Origin of the sequence: Bradyrhizobium sp. 6(2017), assembly GCF_011058295.2 — a bacterium.
GTDB classification, from domain to species: Bacteria; Pseudomonadota; Alphaproteobacteria; order Rhizobiales; family Xanthobacteraceae; genus Bradyrhizobium; species Bradyrhizobium septentrionale.
The window spans coordinates 2,904,631-2,921,252 of the sequence record NZ_CP049289.2; the positions used below are offsets into that span (position 1 = coordinate 2,904,631).

The window sequence follows — 16,622 nt, forward strand, 5'->3', positions numbered from 1 at the left end:
CGCTGGTCTCCCTAGGCCTGCGTCATCTCTGCCAGCACGCTGTGCAGCGTACGCCGCGTCAGTGGTATCTTGAAATTGTTTCCGCCGAATCCCCGTGCGTCCTCGAGAACTGCGTTTGCCGCCGCATCGAAGGCGGCTGCTTTCGCCGGGGAATTGACCAGAGCTTGCTCCGCGCGCGACGATCGCCAGGGCTTTGGAGCGAGTCCGCCGAATGCGAGCCGAGCCGAGCGAACCGTTCCATGCACGCTGTCGACTATTGCGGCGACCGAAACCAGTGCGAAGGCGTAGGAGGCGCGATCTCGGACCTTGCGATAGACCTGCACACCGGGAGGCGGTGGGGGCAGCGTCACCGACGTAATGATTTCGCCTGGCTTGAGTGACGTCTCGATCTCCGGAGTCTTGCCGGGCAGGCGGTGGAGGTCCTCGATCGGAATGATTCTGGCGTGACCCTCGCTGTCGACCGTCTCGACCTTGGCATCGAGCGCCCGCATTGCAACCGCCATATCCGACGGATGGGTCGCGATGCAGTGCTCGCTGGTGCCCAGGATGGCGTGAATGCGGTTGAAACCCGCAAGCGCCGCACAGCCGGAGCCCGGGTTCCGCTTGTTGCAGGGTTTCGTGACGTCATAGAAATAATAGCAGCGAGTTCTCTGCAGTAAATTACCGCCGGTCGTGGCCTTGTTGCGCAACTGCGCGCTGGCACCGGCCAGCAGCGCGCGGCTAAGGACGCCATAACGATGCCGCACGCGCCGGTCGGCGGCAAGATCGCTATTGCGAACCAGCGTTCCGATGCGCAAGCCGCCATCGGCAGTATCTTCGATCTTGTCGAGCGACAGATCGTTGATGTCGAGCAGCTTTGAGGGCGTCTCGACCTGCAACTTCATCAGGTCGAGCAGATTGGTGCCGCCAGCGATGATCTTTGTGCCGGGCTTCGCGGCAGCGGCGGCGGCATGCTCCGCCGTGTCGGCGCGCTGATAGGTGAAGGCTTTCATGCCGGCATTCCCCCGGCTTGCTTGATGGCGGCCACGATGTTGGGGTATGCGGCGCAGCGGCAGATATTGCCGCTCATCCTCTCGCGAATTTCCGCATCGGTGAGCTCAACGGCCGCCTGCGCCAGATCCTCGGTTACATAGCTCGGCATGCCCAGCTGGCTTTCGGCCAGCATTCCGATGGCGGAGCAGATCTGGCCGGAGGTGCAGTAACCGCACTGAAACCCGTCATGCTCGACGAACGCAGCCTGAACGGGGTGCAGATCATCGCCCAGCGCCAGTCCCTCGACGGTGGTGATGGATTGCCCGTCATGCATCACGGCAAGCGTCAGGCAGGAATTGATGCGGCGCCCCTCGATCAGCACGGTGCACGCGCCGCATTGGCCGTGGTCGCAGCCTTTCTTCGAGCCGGTTAGCGCGAGATGTTCCCGCAAAGCGTCGAGCAAGGTCGTGCGGGTATCCAGCATCAGGGAATGGAGGTGGCCGTTGATCCGAAGCTGGACCTTCACAGCAGGAGGGGGCGGCTCGTCGCCAACGAACGGATCTGTTGCAAGGGCTGCACGCGGCAGCGTGCTCAAAAGCAGGGCAGTGGCTCCGGTCTCAATCACCGTACGGCGAGTAACTTCAGAAGTGGGCCGTTCATCCGGCACGGTGTAGGAGTCTTGTTCGTCCATATTGGCTCCTTGCTTGCCTAATCAGCAGGAAACTCAGGCTTACGGCCCGCAGTGTCCTGTTGTCTGAGAAAGGACATCGGGCTTACGACCAGATGTCCTTGAACGTTGATGGGGTGTCACCGTGCTGCGCGCACGACGGCCCATCGAAGCGGTTCAATTTCGAGGGTTGATCTCCGTATGCAGGTCCGCGCTCCCGGCTCAGCTTCGAACAGGAAGCCAGGATCGAACTTGGCCGGAAATGACGATGTGGATCGCAGAAGCTCTGATGGTCTCCTCGATCAATTGGACCTTCACCAGAGAGTTAGGCAGCCGCAAATCGGAGGCCGACTAAATTGGAGTTTATGGAGTTCACTTCCAGTTGAACCGGCATTCTCTTGGGAGCGACCATGCGGTGCTTGAATCGATCGCTCGTATCGAATCACCTGCAGCGCTTGATCGAGGCCGCGCAATGGCAAGAAACGGCAGCTTCGGCTCGTCGACGGCGTGCCGCGGCGAAGGCGGTGACGGTCGCGCTCTAGGGTGCTACGATATCCTGTCGGGACGTGCCGTATGCGGTATCGACAATCTCCCATCCTCCGCCAAGGGCTCGATAGAGATTGACGAGGCCCGTCGCGATCTGCGTGTTGCTGTCGGCCAGATCATTTTCGCTCTGCAGCAGCTGAGTTTGGGAGGAGAGCACATTCAGAAAGTCGATCGCCCCCTCCGAGTAACGCTGCCGCGCGGCTTGCAGGGCGGCCTGATTTTCAGTGACGGCGCGGGCGATGTCGGCGCGTCGGCGTTGCGCTTCGCGATAGGCCGTCAGCGCATCGTCGACGTCCTTCCAGGCCCGCAGAACCGTTTTCTGAAACAGGACAGCTGCCTCGCGCTGTTGCGATTCCCGCAGCGTCAATGTGCTCCGCAGATCGGGATAGAAATCGCTGGCCCCACGGCGAATGTGGTCGATGCCGGGGAAAATAGGTTGCCCAGGCGCAAGCTCTCGACGCCGGCTGCGCCGTTCAATGTGACGTCGGGGTAGAAGTTCGCCACCGCGACGCCAGTCTGCGCCGTGGCTTCATGAAGTCTCGCCTCGGCCTCGCGCACGTCCGGCCGGCGGCGGACCAGCGTTCCAGGCAGACCCACTGGCACCCTGCGCGGAACGCGCGGCGCTATCTGGGGACGGCGCAGCTCGGCCTCGAGCGCGCGGGGCGCGTCGCCGAGCAGGAGTCCGATGGCATTGATGAGTTCCGCCTCCTGGACGCGCAGTGGCGGCAGGGTCGCGGCGATCGTTGCTTGTTGAGCCCGGGCTTGAGCGATGTCGAGTGTTGTCGCCACACCGTTGCCGAAACGTGTGTTCACGAGCTGCACATTCTCTTCGGAGAGATGAAGATTGCGCTTCGCAATCGCAAGTCGGTTCTGCGTTCCGCGCAACAGCATGTAATTTTGCGCCAGTTCGGCGACCGCCGCGAGCGCGACGCCGTGCCGGTTCTCCACAGCCGCCAAAGTGTTGGCGTCGGCGGCTTCCACGGCCCGACGGACGCGACCGAACAGATCCAGCTGCCAGGAGGATGTCAGGCCATCTCGAAAATCCGCATAATCCAGCATGGCGCCGGGGGCAGGTACGAACAAGGAGACCGGGCCGTTCGGGCTTGCCCGGTTATAGGTCGATGATGACTGGCCTTCGATGTGCGGCAGTCCCTGAGAGGCTGCGACCTGGCGCTGCGTAACGCTCTGAACTACGCGTTCTGCCGCCGTCTGAAGGTCTAGGTTTTGGTCGACCAGCCTTTCAACGAGCGAAGTGAGCCGGGCGTCCCGAAAACTTTTCCACCAGGTCAGGTCGACCGCGCCCGCGACTGTCCGGCTCGGCACGCCTGCGTCGTCTGCCGTCGATCTCGTGGGTGATGCGCTAATCTCCTGGCTTTGGAAGTTCGGCCCAACGGTGCAGCCGGTTAGCCCGACGCCCAGCATCGGCGCGGAAAGGTACGCCACGATACGTAAGACACGCACCCGTCAATGCCCGATCAAGCGTTCGCTCGATCTGCGCTGTTCGTCCACGACATCCTCCAGTTCTGTGTGGATTGTGGTCTCGACCGACAAGCCAACGCGCAGGAGCTTAGCCAAAGGCTGCCCCGGCGTCACCACGATCTTGACCGGCAGCCGTTGCACGATCTTGGTAAAATTGCCGGTGGCGTTGTTTGGAGCGATCGGTGCGAAGACAGCGCCGGAGGCCGGTGGCACGCCATCCACCGTTCCTTTGAGGTCAATGTTATAGGCGTCCAGATGAATGGTTACCGGTTGGCCGCTGCGGACGTGCAGCAACGCCACTTCGCGATAGTTCGCTTCGATATAGACCTGGTTGAGCGGCACAACCGTCATCAAGGTTGTGCCGGGGCCCACATAGTTGCCGACCTGGGCGGAGCGCTCACCCACCATGCCGTCGATCGGTGCGCTGACGCGCGTATAGGACAGATTGAGCTTGGCTTGCTCGAGTTGGGCCAGGTCGGCCCTGACCGCGGCTTCCGCAGCTGATCTCTGGGCCTTGAGCACATCCAGTTGCCGGCGTGCCGCATCGAGCGAAGCCTCGGCGCTATCCAGCGTGGCCTGACTTTGTTGAAGGGCACTGTCGGCTCGCTGGTACTCCTGCGTCGAGCCGGCGCCCGTCGTGGCGAGGTTACCGTAGCGGCTCGCGTCGTCGTGTGCGAAAGCGAGCGCGGCGCGCGCCGACGCAACGGCGGCTTGTTGCTGTTCTATGATCGCCGGCTGACGTGACACGTTTGCGGAGATCTCGTCGAAAAGCGATTGGTCGCGTGCGACCGTCGCCTCCGCGGAAGCTAGGGCGGTCTCATTGTCTTGCGGATCGAGAGTTGCAAGCACCTGTCCCGCCTTGACGACCTCGTTGTCGTCGACCGGAACCGTGGCGACCTTGCCGGAGATGCGCGGCGCGATCGTGGCGTAGTGGACCATCACATAGGCATCATCGGTCCAGACGTCCGGGCGTGGCCGTAAAATGATGTACAGCACCACTATAGCGAAGGTCGCCACCACGAGCCCGACAATGACAAGTGGCCAACGCGGCAGCGGTGCGGGGCGGGCAACTTCCTGCTCCTTCGGGTCCTTCGACTCCATGACGTTCAGATGAGGTTGATCGTGGTCTTCGCGCGGCAGGGCTGGCCTTTCGTTCCGCGTCAGATCGGCGGGCCGCGTTTCCAGTTCGGCGATATCCTCTGCCATGCGGGTGCCTAGCGCTTGGTAAAGAGGACCCGCGGCGGGACCGTGCGGACCGGCAATGTCATCACCACGACCATCATGCAAACAGTCAGGGCTCCGAGGATCAGGAAAGTGTCGCTCGTCGATAAAATCGCGACCTGCTGCTCCACCGCATGGCCAAAGGCTCGCAGGCTGTTCGGCATGCGGGGGTGGCCGTCCGGCGTCAGTGGCGGCGGATACTGCGGGAGCACCTGGTTGCCCTGAATCACCCGCCAGCGGTCCTGGCCGGCTTGATCGATGATGCGGTTGAAATGCAATGCGCCGCGCCAACGATCGATCAACGCCAGGAGCCACACGCTCGTTGCCTCAGCGACGGCGCGCAATGTGTTGACCAGTGCGGCCGCGAAAGGACCTTCTGCCGGGTTGGTCACGCTGTTCGTGGTCATCATAAGCAGCGGCATGATGACCATCGGCTGACCGACCGCCTGGAACAGCTGCCATAGATAGAATTGATCCCGGTTCCAATAAACCGTGAGAAAGGACGAACCGATGCAAGATGCGAGGATCATGGCCAGTCCGATCAGGCTGACGACGCGCGGACCGACCCATTTGTAATCCAGCAGCAGCGCCATGCTCGGCAGCATCGCAAGCTGCACCGCCGCGATCTCCAGCGTGATCAGGTTGGATTGCACCGGTCTGTAACCCTGGACGTCCTGCAGGTATCGCAACGGCACGGACGAGCCGGATTGGCCGATAATCAGAAAGATGAATAGGCCAAGAGCGCCGTAGGCGATGTTGCGGCGTCCGAGCATCTGCAGCTTCAGGAACGGCAAAGGGTGGAACCATTCGTTGACCAGGAATAGTGGGATGGCGATGGCGCTCACCAGCGCCAGCACACAGATTAGGCTCGAGTTGAACCAGTCGAGCCGATCGCCCTGATACAGCAGGGTGCTCAGGGCGCCGGTGCCCGTCACGAGAAGCAGCGCACCGCGCCAGTTCAGCATACGCAACCGCTCGTATTTCGGCTGATCCTGATCCAGGCAGTACCAGACCAGCACGCCGGCAAGAGAGCAGAGCGGGATCGTCTGAAAGAACACGAAGCGCCAGCCGACCATATCAGTCCAGAACGCGGACAGCGTTGCGGCCAGCGCGGGCGTGAAGGTCGCGCTCAAGGCGTACACCGCCAGGCCGTAAAGCCGGATGTTCGGCGTCAGGACACGAAGCGCCGTTGTCATCAGCAGCGGGATGATCAATCCCCCCGCGAGCCCTTGCAACAGCCGCAAGGCATAGATCGCCTCGATGTTGGGGCTGAACGGAATCAACATGCTCGAGGTCCCGCACAAAGCGATCGCAAAGATCGTCCATCGTCTCAACGTGAAGGTCACTAGCAGCCAGGGCGAAAACGCCATGCCGACGATCTGGGCCGACACATAAAGGCTTTCGATCCATGTTTGGGAATCGTGGCTGATCCCAAGCGCGCCGCTAACGTCGCGGAGTGCGATGGCCGCCACTTGGTCGTTGAATTCTGAGGTCATGGCAGCGATCAGGACACCGCCGAGACCAAACAAGGGCTTGATATCCAAGGAGCTACTTCCGCTGAGCTTATGGTTGCAATGGGACCCTGCGGTTCATCCAGAATGTAGAAGGGGCCACAGAATGAGCGGCGAAACCACAGAAGGGACATAGGATTTGGGAACAGGAAATCCAATTCGCCTTCCGCAGATGTTCGATTCATAAACTTGAATTTAATGGTGGCAACACATCGGCCCCCCATCTTCAGTGCATCACAGCTCGCAAGACACGAGCGCCCGGTGCTCGCCGGAAAAAAGCCGCGGCTGCGGGCACCTGCTTGCGGTGGTCGGAGCGCTGGAATTCACAGGAGCTTGGCATTGACCGGTTTGCATCAATTCAGCGTTTTCGCTGCAACACGAAACGAGGGTCTGCATCCGAAACTTCGGGCGTTGCTTGAGCGCGCGGCCGCCTCTCCATTTTCGGAGGTTTCGATACGCCATGATGGTTCGATCCAGGCCGGGCCCAGTCCGGGTTCGGAAGACGTTTCATCACCAGTCGAGCTGGTGTTGTTTTCACGAGAGTTACTTCACCCCTGTGGTCGCCGTGGAGCGGCGATTGGCGGCCGCGCGCCGGCGGTTGACGCTGCCGGATAACCGGGCATCGAGATGGCGCATGCAATTGCCGACTTCGATTCCCTAGTATGTCGGGAAAATGCGCTGTTCGTCGAATTATCTTTTTTTTGTCAATCGAAAAGGGCGGTGGCACGGCGGTTTTCGACCCCGATATCGTCTCCATAGCCGCAAAACTGCGATGGCCCTGTGGCCTCGCAACCCGCGTCCGCTCCTCCGAACGGCGGTCAGACTGCCGCCGTTCGGAAGCGTTCCCCCGACTCGAACTTCCGACAGATCGACGAGCGAAAGATGAAATTGAAGTCGATCTGCCAACTGATGAGGTTTGGTCGCAAACCTTATCAGTTCAGGACTCCGTAACGCTCGATCGGCAAACTAGCCGATCGTTCACGACCACTCGCTAGCAGTCGCGTGTTCGCGTCGATCTGACCGAACTGCTCAAAGCTGATGTTCGCCTCGAGTGATCTAGCGGACTCAGGGCAGGGCATTTCTGCTTGGGTGTTGTCTGCATGTCACGCGCGCGCATCAGCGGTTGCCGACGTAGCGGTTGATGACGCGGAATAGTGCGCAGAAGAGTTCTTGGTTCGTGGTGATCGAATCCAGGTTCCATGTCAAGAGACGATCATAACCGAGCTACGGGGGCTGTCGGGCGGGGCAATTCTATTGGCATTGCCAGAGCCCGCGCCCCATGACCACCAAAATTGCGGGAGGTAATTTGGGGCGCAGGATCATGGGCGCGAAGATGCGAGCCGAGACTACCCGCGGAAGGCCGACCGCGCGGAGGCACAGGAGTGGTCGATCCGCATGGAAGGTTACGGCGAGCCCGCGTCGCCGACGCGCGATGAAAAGCAGGGCCTAGTGCGGAAGTGGTCGGCTTTAAGGGCGAGCGCCATAAACCTTAGTATAGTTTCCGTGGCCCCTTTAGATGCCGGACGTTTACCTAGGTTCAATTGAGCCGCTGATCGCGATCATCTTAGCTAAGGTGTGCGGTAGCGCCCCGCTATCGCTGCCCTCCTTGGGCGTTTCCTCCCTAGACTTGGGCCGCTTGTGGCAACTCAGGCGGCCTATCTTTTTGTGTATGCCGTCACGTCCGCACCAATTCCGCGCTCGGGCCGCCTCAGTTGGTGCCTCTTTCATGATAGCCTTGGCCCACGCGGCGCGTGGCCTTCGCCGCGCGTCAAATGACCTTCGATGTTATCGGCGATCTCCTTGCAGACCGAAGCCAGCGCTAGCAGCTCGGCTTTAACGAGAGGATCGTCGGCCTGCTCGACAAGCTTCTTACACTTGGCCGTTTGATCACGCAGGTAATTAAGCCAATCATGTATGCCGAACACAGTACCGTTGGGCTTGGAGCGGTCACAATCCATGGCGGAGCTTTCAGAAGAACGCCGATGCGTGAAGGTGATGTAGCTTCGCAGGCTGCCGACAGTAAGGCCACTCTGTTGGCGGCCACTTTCGCGCGCGATCAACTTCGAAACAAGGCATTGTGACGTGACGAGACCGGGCAACCATGCAAACACAATCTAGGGCGCCCCAGTTGTCTCTACGCTCGGATCGGACGGCTTGGAGATCCACAGTGCTGTAGGTAAAACGCGTTGCTGAGGATCAGTGAAAGCGAAAGCGGCGAACGGCTGCCGCGTCACCGGAGCGGTGGCGCTGGCGTTCAAACCGCCGGACGTCCAGCAGGCGCAAGCTCATTTAGAGCGGCCGCTCGGTGTTGCGAGAGCGGATGGCCAAATCCTTCGAATTGAGGGCGGCCGAAGGCTTGGCCACACTTTCCCGGCGGAAAGGAAGCGCGCGGGGAGATCGGTTCCGCTGACATCAGTTCCTGGCCCATCGGGTCATTTCGCTGCCGTGCGGAATTTGATTGATACTGAAGCGCAATGGACTCTCGCGAGCTGTCAGCTCGGCGGCTTTATGGGTTCACGGTCAAGTTAGCTGACTTCTTCAACACAATCGGCGCGAAGCGCCGCCGCCGCGGTGTTCGCGATCCCGGTGTCCGCTTCGTTGCTCAAGCCGGCAACACCTACCGCGCCCACGACTTGGCCGTTTACGCGCATCGGAACGCCGCCGCGCAGAGCTGCGATGCCGGCAGTGACGAATGCCGTTCGCCTCGATTGATGTTGTCCTCGATCTCCTCCGTTGGCCGCTGCAGCCGCGCAGCCGTTCGCGCCTTCTCGATGGCGAGGTCTGCGCTTGCCGGGCGGACATTATCCATACGCTGGAAAGCAAGCAGATCGCCTGCGGGATCCACCACCGCGACCGCCGAGGGCGCATTCCGCTGCTCCGCGCCCTCCTTTGCTGCTCGCAGGACCTGCTGGGCTCCCGCTTGGTCAAGGGACATTGCGTTAATGGTCTGAGCCTCGACCGAGAAGCAGAAGACGGTCGTCAACACTCCAACGCTGATTCCAGGTTTCTTCATAGCGAGCCCATTTCGATTCGTTAAAGCTTAGGGGTGCGAGGATGCTATCGCTGAGGATCTATGTCACCAGGCCTATGAAGCGCCCTTGATGCGAACCAAATAGTCCACGATCGCCTTGGCGTCGTCAGGGCTAATAGGAGCCTTGTAGGCCGCAATCATCTTGTTGACGACCTCTTGCCAGGCTTCCCTGGACAACGAAGGCTGGTTCAACACATGGTCGGCCGAGTGGCAGGCGAGGCAGTTGTTGTTGATCGCATCAGATCCCGGACCGGCGGGGAACATCGCGTCACTGGTGGGGACATCCAGCTTCAGCGACTTCAATGTTGCGATCGTTGCAGTGTGGCCGGAATGTGCAAGCAGAACGAGACCGAGACCAGTGGCCATCGACAGAACAGCACGGAGCATTCCTGATTCCTTCTCAGGCCGCGACCACATGAGTCGTTTCAATAGTGTTGTACATGTAGCCGGCCGGATTCCAGATCTTGAAATCGGGCTGCGTCTCGTTCTTGGTGTTGGTGCAACGAACCATTAGGGTGCGCGCGCCGCGCCAAGGCAGCGCAACTTGAGTCTGCCATTGCCTGAAGCCGTATTTTCCCTGCTCGGCACCGAGCTGGGTCGGCTGCCAGCTCGTGCCGCCATCGATCGACAGATCGACGCGGGCGACGCCGCAATCGCCGCCAAAGGCGATACCCCGCGCCGAAGCATGCGCTCCCGCCGGCAGGCTATCGCCGTCACGGATGTTGGTGATGAACGACCGCGGAACATTGCGGGTCACCGGCACCATCTTGAATCCGGTCTCGCCAGGCTTGACGTAATTGTGCGGCGTATCGGGCACGCGGTAGCCCGTCGCCGTCCAGTAATTGGTGTCGGGCTGATCCAGCACTTCGATGTCGTTCAGCATCTTGATCCAGTAGACCCCGCACCAGCCGGGCACGACGAGCCGCAGCGGAAATCCGTTCAGCAATGGAAGCTGCTCGCCGTTCATGGCGAAAGCGATCATCACTTCGCCATCCCGAGCGTGATCGATGGTGAGCGACTTCAGGAATTTCGGCGAGTCCTGCATCACCGGTTCGTCCAGGCCGCCGAAGCGGACCTGAATGGCGCCAGACTTCACACCAGCACGGTCAAGCACGTCCTTGAGACGCACGCCGCTCCAGATCGCGTTGCTCATCGAACCATTTGCCCATTGAGCGCCGGCAACGCGTGGTTCGGCGAAAATCCGCGAAGCGCCGGCGCATTGGTTGACCGCGGCGATTTCGAATCTCGGCAAGCCCTGCAAAACATCCTTGAGCGACAGCGAAAGCCGCTGATTGACCTGGCCGCGAACCGTCAGGCGAAAGCTATCCACATCGATGTCGCCGGGAAAAGTCGCCCAGTGCCAGCTGACATAATGCTGGTCGTTTGGGGTGAACACGCCCTTGTCGAAGACTTCAAAGGGTGTCTCGAGCCATGGCGGGCTCGAACGCTGCAGTATCATTCGGCCCTTTTGCGGATAAGCCGTCGTGATCGTCCTTGTACTCGGACCGCCCGGCACGTGTAGATCGACTGTCTCTTGCGCCGATGCCCGCGAGGACATCAGTGCCAGGCTGGCGATCCCCATTCCAGCCAGCACGCGCCGTCGCGACAGTCCCTTAGGTGGCACGTCATAATCCTGCATCAGCTACGTCTGTCCTGTACCTGCGGTACGACAAGACAAGGTCCGCCGCGTCAGATTTGACGAGAGCCGACTTTCCTGGATCGATCCTGTTAGAGGAGCAGTCGCGCCGGGTGACCGCACCGCCTGCAAAACCGTCGATCGTACCGTTTTCTCGAATGTCAGACCTGTTTTCGAATCCTGGCTCTCGCTTTTTGTCGGAATGCAAGCCAAGAGCCTCATTTCCTGAAGTAGGAACAAATGAACACCATGCTCATCACATTTGAGTGCTCGGCGACGCTGCGGAAACTCGTTGTTTGAGGTACCGGGGGCAGAGCGGATATGCTCTGCCCAACCTTCAATCGTCGGTTTGTGTCAGCAGCGGTCGAAAGACGAGCCGTTCTCATTTTGCGACTATCCTTGGACGCCGAACGTGACGGAGCAGTCTCGAGCGGTGTCTCATCGCGGAGATGAATAAAGCAATCAACAGCTGGCCGATCAAGATGCGATTGGTGCATAAACTCGTCGGTCAGCGTCTGCATGAAGAGAACGAGCGGTGTCCGACAGACCCAAACGACTAACTTTGGTCGTTTTCACATTGGCGGTTGACTCCGGCGCTGGCCAGCAGGTCGTACCTTCGCCCAGATTATGGGGCTGGCAGCGCGCACGCCGGTTGCCCACGGCCTTTGTCAATCTTTCAGAAGCTTTCGCTGTTCCCCAGTCCGATTGCTATCCCATAGCAAAACGTATCCAAAAGATCGTCTTCTCGCTTGCTGTCCTTGTCGCCGATCCGAAAGCTTTCGATCTGGTCGACAAAGTGATTGCGCGATTTACGCTTGTGGACTGTAGTCTTGTCGAAGGCATAGTCAGTGTATTTGACACTCTCCCGGTAAACGTAGCCGGAAACCGAGAGGGCTCGCTCGTCCTTGCCCATGGCAGTCAGTTTCGAATCAATAGCGGTTGCTGGCCATTGGCTGCGGATAGCCTGCTGTAACAAGATAGTCCCGGAGTTCTTGTCCTCGATCCATACGCCAATCGAACCATGGCGGGCGCCGCAGAGCCGTGATAGGGTGAAATCGTCCCAGGGGCTCGGGTGTTTCTTGTCGAATAGCTCCGGGTGCAGCCGACGCATGATCCGCCATACCTTGCGGCAGAGCCTAGACGGGCATTTGCTCCGCCGGACCGGTCGACTTCGATACCGGCAGAGACGGGTCCGGGGCTTGACCGGAAGCCTGAGCGAGCGGGGAGGCGAGCGTGTTTCCGGGCCGATGAGACACGTGCGTCTATTCCGCAGGCGTCGGATAGACATCCTGCGACACCGCCTGGTGCCGTCGCGTACCGAACAGCCAGTTCTGCAATCGATCGAGGTAGAGATAGACGATCGGCGTGGTGTAGAGCGTCAGGACTTGCGACAGGGCCAAACCACCAACGATGGCGTAACCCAATGGCTGGCGGATCTCTGATCCGACGCCGGTGCCAACCATCATCGGCACGGCGCCCAGAAGCGCCGCCATCGTCGTCATCAGAATCGGGCGGAAGCGCTTGATGCAAGCCTGGTAGATTGCCTCCTCCGGTGCGAGCCCATCATGCTGCTCGGCCTGGATCGCAAAGTCGACGAGCATGATGCCGTTCTTCTTGACGATGCCGATCAGCAGGATGATTCCGACCACCGCAATCACGCTCAGATCGAAATGCGCCGCCATCAACAGCAGCAGCGCGCCGACACCGGCCGACGGGAGCGTCGAGATGATGGTGATCGGATGGATCAGACTCTCATAGAGCACACCGAGGATGAGGTAGATCACGAACAGCGACGCGGCGATCAGGACGGGCGTGCTCTTCAACGAGGCACCGAAGGCCTGTGCATTGCCCTGGAAACTCGTCTGCAGCGACAGCGGCGGATGCAGCTGCTTTGCGATGGCTTGAATGCCGTTCACGGCTTCTCCGATCGCCGCCCCGGGCGCCAGATTGAACGAGATCGTCACAGACGGGAATTGCCCCTGATGGTTCACGACGAGCGGCGCCACCTTCACGGCTGAATCGACCAGCGTCGAGAGCGGCACCTGCTGACCGCTTGATGACTTGACATAGATGCCGTTGAGCGCCTCGGGCCCATACTGGAACTTCGGATCGACCTCGAGAACGACATGGTATTGCTGCAGTGTCGTGTACATCGTCGAGACGATGCGCTGGCCGAAGGCGTCATCGAGGGTGTTGTCGATCGTATAGGGCAGAATGCCGTAGGACGAGGCGACGTCGCGCTTGATCGTGATGTCGAGCAGTGGCCCGGAATTGAGCTGATCGGTCGTCACGTCAGCGACCGTGGGCAATGTCTTGATCCTGTCGAGGAACAGGTTTGCCCAGTGGTTGAGTTCGCCGGGATCGGCGTCGTTCATGGTGTACTGGAATTGCGTCTTGTTCAGCCGCGCGCCGATGGTGATGTCCTGCGCGGGCTGCATATAGAGGGTGATGCCCTGGATTTTGGCGAGGCTGGCGCGCAGCCGCGCGATAACCTTGTCGATCGGATCGCGCTGGTCGGCTGGCTTGAGCTGAATGAACACGCGGCCGTCGTTGACCGTGGTGGTGCCTCCGCCGGCGCCGACCGCCGAGCCAACCGTGGACACGGCGGGATCGCGCACGACCGTATCGAGCATGGCCTGCTGGCGCTCCGCCATCGCCTGGAACGAAATGTCCTGAGCGGCTTCCGATTGACCCAGGATCAGGCCGGTATCCTGTTGAGGAAAGAAGCCCTTGGGAATGATGACGTAGAGATATCCGGTCACCGCGATGGTTGCGATCATCACGATCAAGGTGATGAAGCGATGCCGCAGCACGACCTTCAGGCCCGCCTCATAGGCATTGAGCAGTAGATCGAAACCGCGCTCTGACCAGCGATACAGGCGCCCGTGCTCATGGCTCTCCGGCTTGAGCAGATAGGCGCACATCATCGGCGTCAGCGTTCGGGAGATCACCAGGGAAAGCACCAGCGCGACGCTCACCGTGATTGCAAATTCACGGAACAGGAGACCGACATAGCCGCCCATCAGGAAGAGCGGAATGAAGACGGCGATCAGCGAGAACGTGATCGCCATGACGGTGAACCCGATCTCGCCGGATCCCTTCATTGCGGCGTCGTAGGGGGACAAACCCTCCTCGATGTGCCGCGTGATGTTCTCGATCTCGACCACCGCGTCGTCGACCACGAATCCGACGGCAATCGACAGCGCCATCAGCGACAGATTGTCGAGGCTGTAACCCATTTCGTAGAGGATCGCGAAAGTGCCGATCAGCGAGAGCGGAACGGTGACGGCTGGAATGATGGTCGCCCAGAAGCTGCGAAGGAAGATGAAGATGACCATCACGACAAGGGCGACCGTCAGCAGCAGCGTGAACTGCACGTCCGCAACCGAAGCGCGGATCGTCTGGGTGCGGTCCGACACGATGTTGATCTTGATCGCGGCGGGGATCGACGCCTGGAGCGTCGGCATCAGCGACTTGATCCGCTGAACCGTCTCGACGACGTTGGCTCCCGGCTGACGCTGGACCGAAAGCATGATGGCGCGATGGTTGTTGTACCAGCCCGCAATCAGATCGTTTTCGCCGGCGCTGACCGCGCGCCCGATGTCGCGGATGCGCACCGGCGATCCGTTGCGATAGGCGATCACGAGATCGGCATACTGATCGGGCTGGAACAGCTGGTCGTTGGTATTGAGCGTGTAGGTCTGGCGCGGGCTGTTGAGCGTCCCCTTGGCGAGATCGACGTTCGCCTGGCCGAGGACGGTGCGTACGTCCTCCAGATTGATTCCGCGTGCGGCAAGCGCCTGCGGATCGACCTGGATGCGAACCGCCGCCTTTTGCTGGCCGCCGATGCCGACGAGGCCCACGCCCTGGATCTGCGAGATCTTCTGCAGCAGAATGTTTTCGGCATACGCATCGACCGTGGTGAGCGGCAGGCTGTCCGAGGTGAGACCCAGCACAAGGATCGGTGTGTCGGCCGGATTGACCTTCCGGATCGTCGGCGGATAGGGCATGCCGGTCGGCAAATACGGGCTCGCCGCGTTGATCGCCGAAAGCGTATCGCTGACCGCACCGTCGATCTGGCGGCTCAGATCGAACTGAAGCGTGACCTGGGTGTAGCCAAGCGCGCTCGCCGACGTCATCTGCGTGAGCCCGGGTATCTCGCCGAATTGCAGCTCGAGCGGCGAGGCAACCGAAGACGCCATGGTCTGCGGGTCGGCACCCGGCATCTGAGCGGTGACGGTCAGCGTCGGATAGTTGACGTTTGGCAATGCGGCCACCGGCATCAGCGGGTAGGCGACAAGCCCTGCGGCCAGCAATCCGACCATCAACAGGGCGGTTGCGATCGGGCGCCGGATGAAGGGGGCGGAGATATTCATGGTATCGGCGCCTGCATCGCGTCCTGTGCTGCGGATTCCTGTGCGGCCTTGCCATGCAGCAGGACGACATGCGTTCCCGGTTGCAGCTTGTACTGACCGTCGACCACGACCTGCTCGTTGGCTTCGAGGCCGGAGTCGATCAGCGCCTGACCGTCGCTGATTTGCGCGACCTTGATCTGACGGATGGAGACCGTGTCGTCGGAATTGACGACATAGGCATATGCTCCGTTCGGTCCTTGCTGGACGACGGAGGCGGGAACGGTCAGGCCGTTGTGCCGCGTGTCGAGCAGCAGTCGCGCATTAACCAGCCCGCCGGGCCAGAGACTCCGCTCGGCATTCGGGAAATTCGCTTTGAGCTGGATCGAGCCGGTCGTCTGCAGGATCTCGTTGTTGACGAGTCCAAGCTGTCCCTCGCCGAGCCGGACCGTGTTGTCCTGATTGTAGGCCAGAACGGTGAAAGGCGCTTTCGTCTTTCGTTGCTGTTGCTGGATCTGCGGAAGCACGGTCTCGGGCAGCGTGAAGATCAGCGATATCGGGTTCAATTGCGTCACGACGCACAGGCCATTGGTACTTGAGGGGCTGATGATGTTGCCGACGTCGATTTGGCGAATGCCGACGGTGCCGTTGATTGGTGACGTTAGGCGCGTGAAGCTCAACTGCACTTTCGCGGCATCGATCAGGGCCTGGTCGGCTTTGATCGCAGCCTGAAGCTGTCCAACCTGGGCATCCTGGGTTTCGATCAGTTGAGGTGTGGCCCAGCCCTTGTCGCCCAACTGTTTGTACCGGGTTTGATTAGTTCGCGCGTTCGCAAGCTGCGCCTGATCGCGCTCGAGATTGGCGGTATATTGGTCGACCAGGGCCTGGTAGGGCCGCGGATCGATTTGTGCGAGCAGGTCACCGGTATGGACCTGTTGGCCCTCGGTAAAGTTGATGCTGATGATTTGCCCCTGTATCTGCGCCCGCACAATATCCGTGTTGTGGGCAATCACCGTGCCGACGCCGGTCAGGTAGATCGGAACGTCGTGCTGCGTCACCGTTCCGGCGACGACTGGAACGCGAGGGGGAGCGGGAGCGGCCGCGGCCTTCCGCATCGGATGGAGATCAGCAGAATGCAGCAGAGCGGCGCTCACGATGGCAGCGACCAGTATCGCGGCGGATATGACGATCTTCGTTTTCATGGATG

12 protein-coding genes and 1 pseudogene are annotated in these 16,622 nt (G+C 60.6%); all 13 read right to left on the reverse strand.

The genetic code is table 11. From position 1 onward, the window contains the following. Positions 1-11 precede the first annotated feature (11 nt). The 13 genes and pseudogenes from G6P99_RS13755 to G6P99_RS13815 all read right to left on the reverse strand — a co-directional run bounded on the left by G6P99_RS13755 (position 12) and on the right by G6P99_RS13815 (position 16,617). Entirely contained in the window at positions 12-992 is a 981-nt protein-coding gene (locus G6P99_RS13755; protein WP_029078379.1) for an FAD binding domain-containing protein, read from the reverse strand. Continuing rightward, positions 989-1,663: a 2Fe-2S iron-sulfur cluster-binding protein gene (locus tag G6P99_RS13760; RefSeq protein ID WP_035976062.1), complete on the reverse strand. Its 675-nt coding sequence runs from the start codon at positions 1,661-1,663 to the stop codon at positions 989-991. Before G6P99_RS13760 ends, G6P99_RS13755 begins: the two co-directional genes overlap by 4 nt. A 514-nt stretch (positions 1,664-2,177) precedes the next feature. Further along, positions 2,178-2,552 carry a TolC family protein gene (locus G6P99_RS13765; protein ID WP_205751492.1) on the reverse strand — a complete coding sequence of 125 codons (375 nt, stop codon included), beginning with the start codon at positions 2,550-2,552 and terminating at the stop codon, positions 2,178-2,180. Beyond that, positions 2,549-3,607: an efflux transporter outer membrane subunit gene (locus tag G6P99_RS13770; RefSeq protein WP_256434753.1), complete on the reverse strand. Its 1,059-nt coding sequence runs from the start codon at positions 3,605-3,607 to the stop codon at positions 2,549-2,551. Before G6P99_RS13770 ends, G6P99_RS13765 begins: the two co-directional genes overlap by 4 nt. 42 nt (positions 3,608-3,649) lie before the next feature. Next, positions 3,650-4,870, reverse strand: coding sequence for an HlyD family secretion protein (locus G6P99_RS13775; protein WP_205751494.1), 1,221 nt, complete (start codon positions 4,868-4,870; stop codon positions 3,650-3,652). An 8-nt stretch (positions 4,871-4,878) separates the two neighbouring features. After that, positions 4,879-6,429 (reverse strand): MFS transporter, encoded by a 1,551-nt coding sequence (locus tag G6P99_RS13780; RefSeq protein ID WP_205751495.1) that lies wholly within the window; start codon positions 6,427-6,429, stop codon positions 4,879-4,881. Between the two features lie 1,691 nt (positions 6,430-8,120). Continuing rightward, on the reverse strand, positions 8,121-8,456 hold the full coding sequence (locus G6P99_RS13785) for a hypothetical protein (RefSeq protein WP_156928362.1): 336 nt from the start codon (positions 8,454-8,456) through the stop codon (positions 8,121-8,123). Between the two features lie 465 nt (positions 8,457-8,921). Then, positions 8,922-9,409 (reverse strand): annotated as a pseudogene (locus G6P99_RS13790) (GlcG/HbpS family heme-binding protein). 72 nt (positions 9,410-9,481) lie between these two features. After that, positions 9,482-9,814 carry a c-type cytochrome gene (locus G6P99_RS13795; protein ID WP_029078373.1) on the reverse strand — a complete coding sequence of 111 codons (333 nt, stop codon included), beginning with the start codon at positions 9,812-9,814 and terminating at the stop codon, positions 9,482-9,484. A 13-nt stretch (positions 9,815-9,827) separates the two neighbouring features. Next, positions 9,828-11,066, reverse strand: a complete 1,239-nt coding sequence (locus G6P99_RS13800; protein ID WP_029078372.1) for a molybdopterin-dependent oxidoreductase — start codon at positions 11,064-11,066, stop codon at positions 9,828-9,830. A gap of 673 nt (positions 11,067-11,739) precedes the next feature. Next, a complete protein-coding gene (locus G6P99_RS13805; protein WP_165128508.1) occupies positions 11,740-12,174 on the reverse strand; it encodes a hypothetical protein in 435 nt (144 codons plus the stop codon). A gap of 151 nt (positions 12,175-12,325) precedes the next feature. After that, positions 12,326-15,439 (reverse strand): efflux RND transporter permease subunit, encoded by a 3,114-nt coding sequence (locus G6P99_RS13810; RefSeq protein WP_035976060.1) that lies wholly within the window; start codon positions 15,437-15,439, stop codon positions 12,326-12,328. Beyond that, positions 15,436-16,617 carry an efflux RND transporter periplasmic adaptor subunit gene (locus tag G6P99_RS13815; RefSeq protein WP_165128510.1) on the reverse strand — a complete coding sequence of 394 codons (1,182 nt, stop codon included), beginning with the start codon at positions 16,615-16,617 and terminating at the stop codon, positions 15,436-15,438. Before G6P99_RS13815 ends, G6P99_RS13810 begins: the two co-directional genes overlap by 4 nt. Positions 16,618-16,622 lie beyond the last annotated feature (5 nt).

Excerpts from the sequence above, each read along its gene's own strand:
- G6P99_RS13755 (WP_029078379.1), bottom strand. The coding sequence starts at position 992 with ATGAAAGCCTTCACCTATCAGCGCGCCGACACGGCGGAGCATGCCGCC.
- G6P99_RS13760 (WP_035976062.1), bottom strand. The coding sequence starts at position 1,663 with ATGGACGAACAAGACTCCTACACCGTGCCGGATGAACGGCCCACTTCT.
- G6P99_RS13770 (WP_256434753.1), bottom strand. The coding sequence starts at position 3,607 with ATGCTGGGCGTCGGGCTAACCGGCTGCACCGTTGGGCCGAACTTCCAA.
- G6P99_RS13775 (WP_205751494.1), bottom strand. The coding sequence starts at position 4,870 with ATGGCAGAGGATATCGCCGAACTGGAAACGCGGCCCGCCGATCTGACG.
- G6P99_RS13795 (WP_029078373.1), bottom strand. The coding sequence starts at position 9,814 with ATGCTCCGTGCTGTTCTGTCGATGGCCACTGGTCTCGGTCTCGTTCTG.
- G6P99_RS13800 (WP_029078372.1), bottom strand. The coding sequence starts at position 11,066 with ATGCAGGATTATGACGTGCCACCTAAGGGACTGTCGCGACGGCGCGTG.
- G6P99_RS13805 (WP_165128508.1), bottom strand. The coding sequence starts at position 12,174 with ATGCGTCGGCTGCACCCGGAGCTATTCGACAAGAAACACCCGAGCCCC.
- G6P99_RS13810 (WP_035976060.1), bottom strand. The coding sequence starts at position 15,439 with ATGAATATCTCCGCCCCCTTCATCCGGCGCCCGATCGCAACCGCCCTG.
- G6P99_RS13815 (WP_165128510.1), bottom strand. The coding sequence starts at position 16,617 with ATGAAAACGAAGATCGTCATATCCGCCGCGATACTGGTCGCTGCCATC.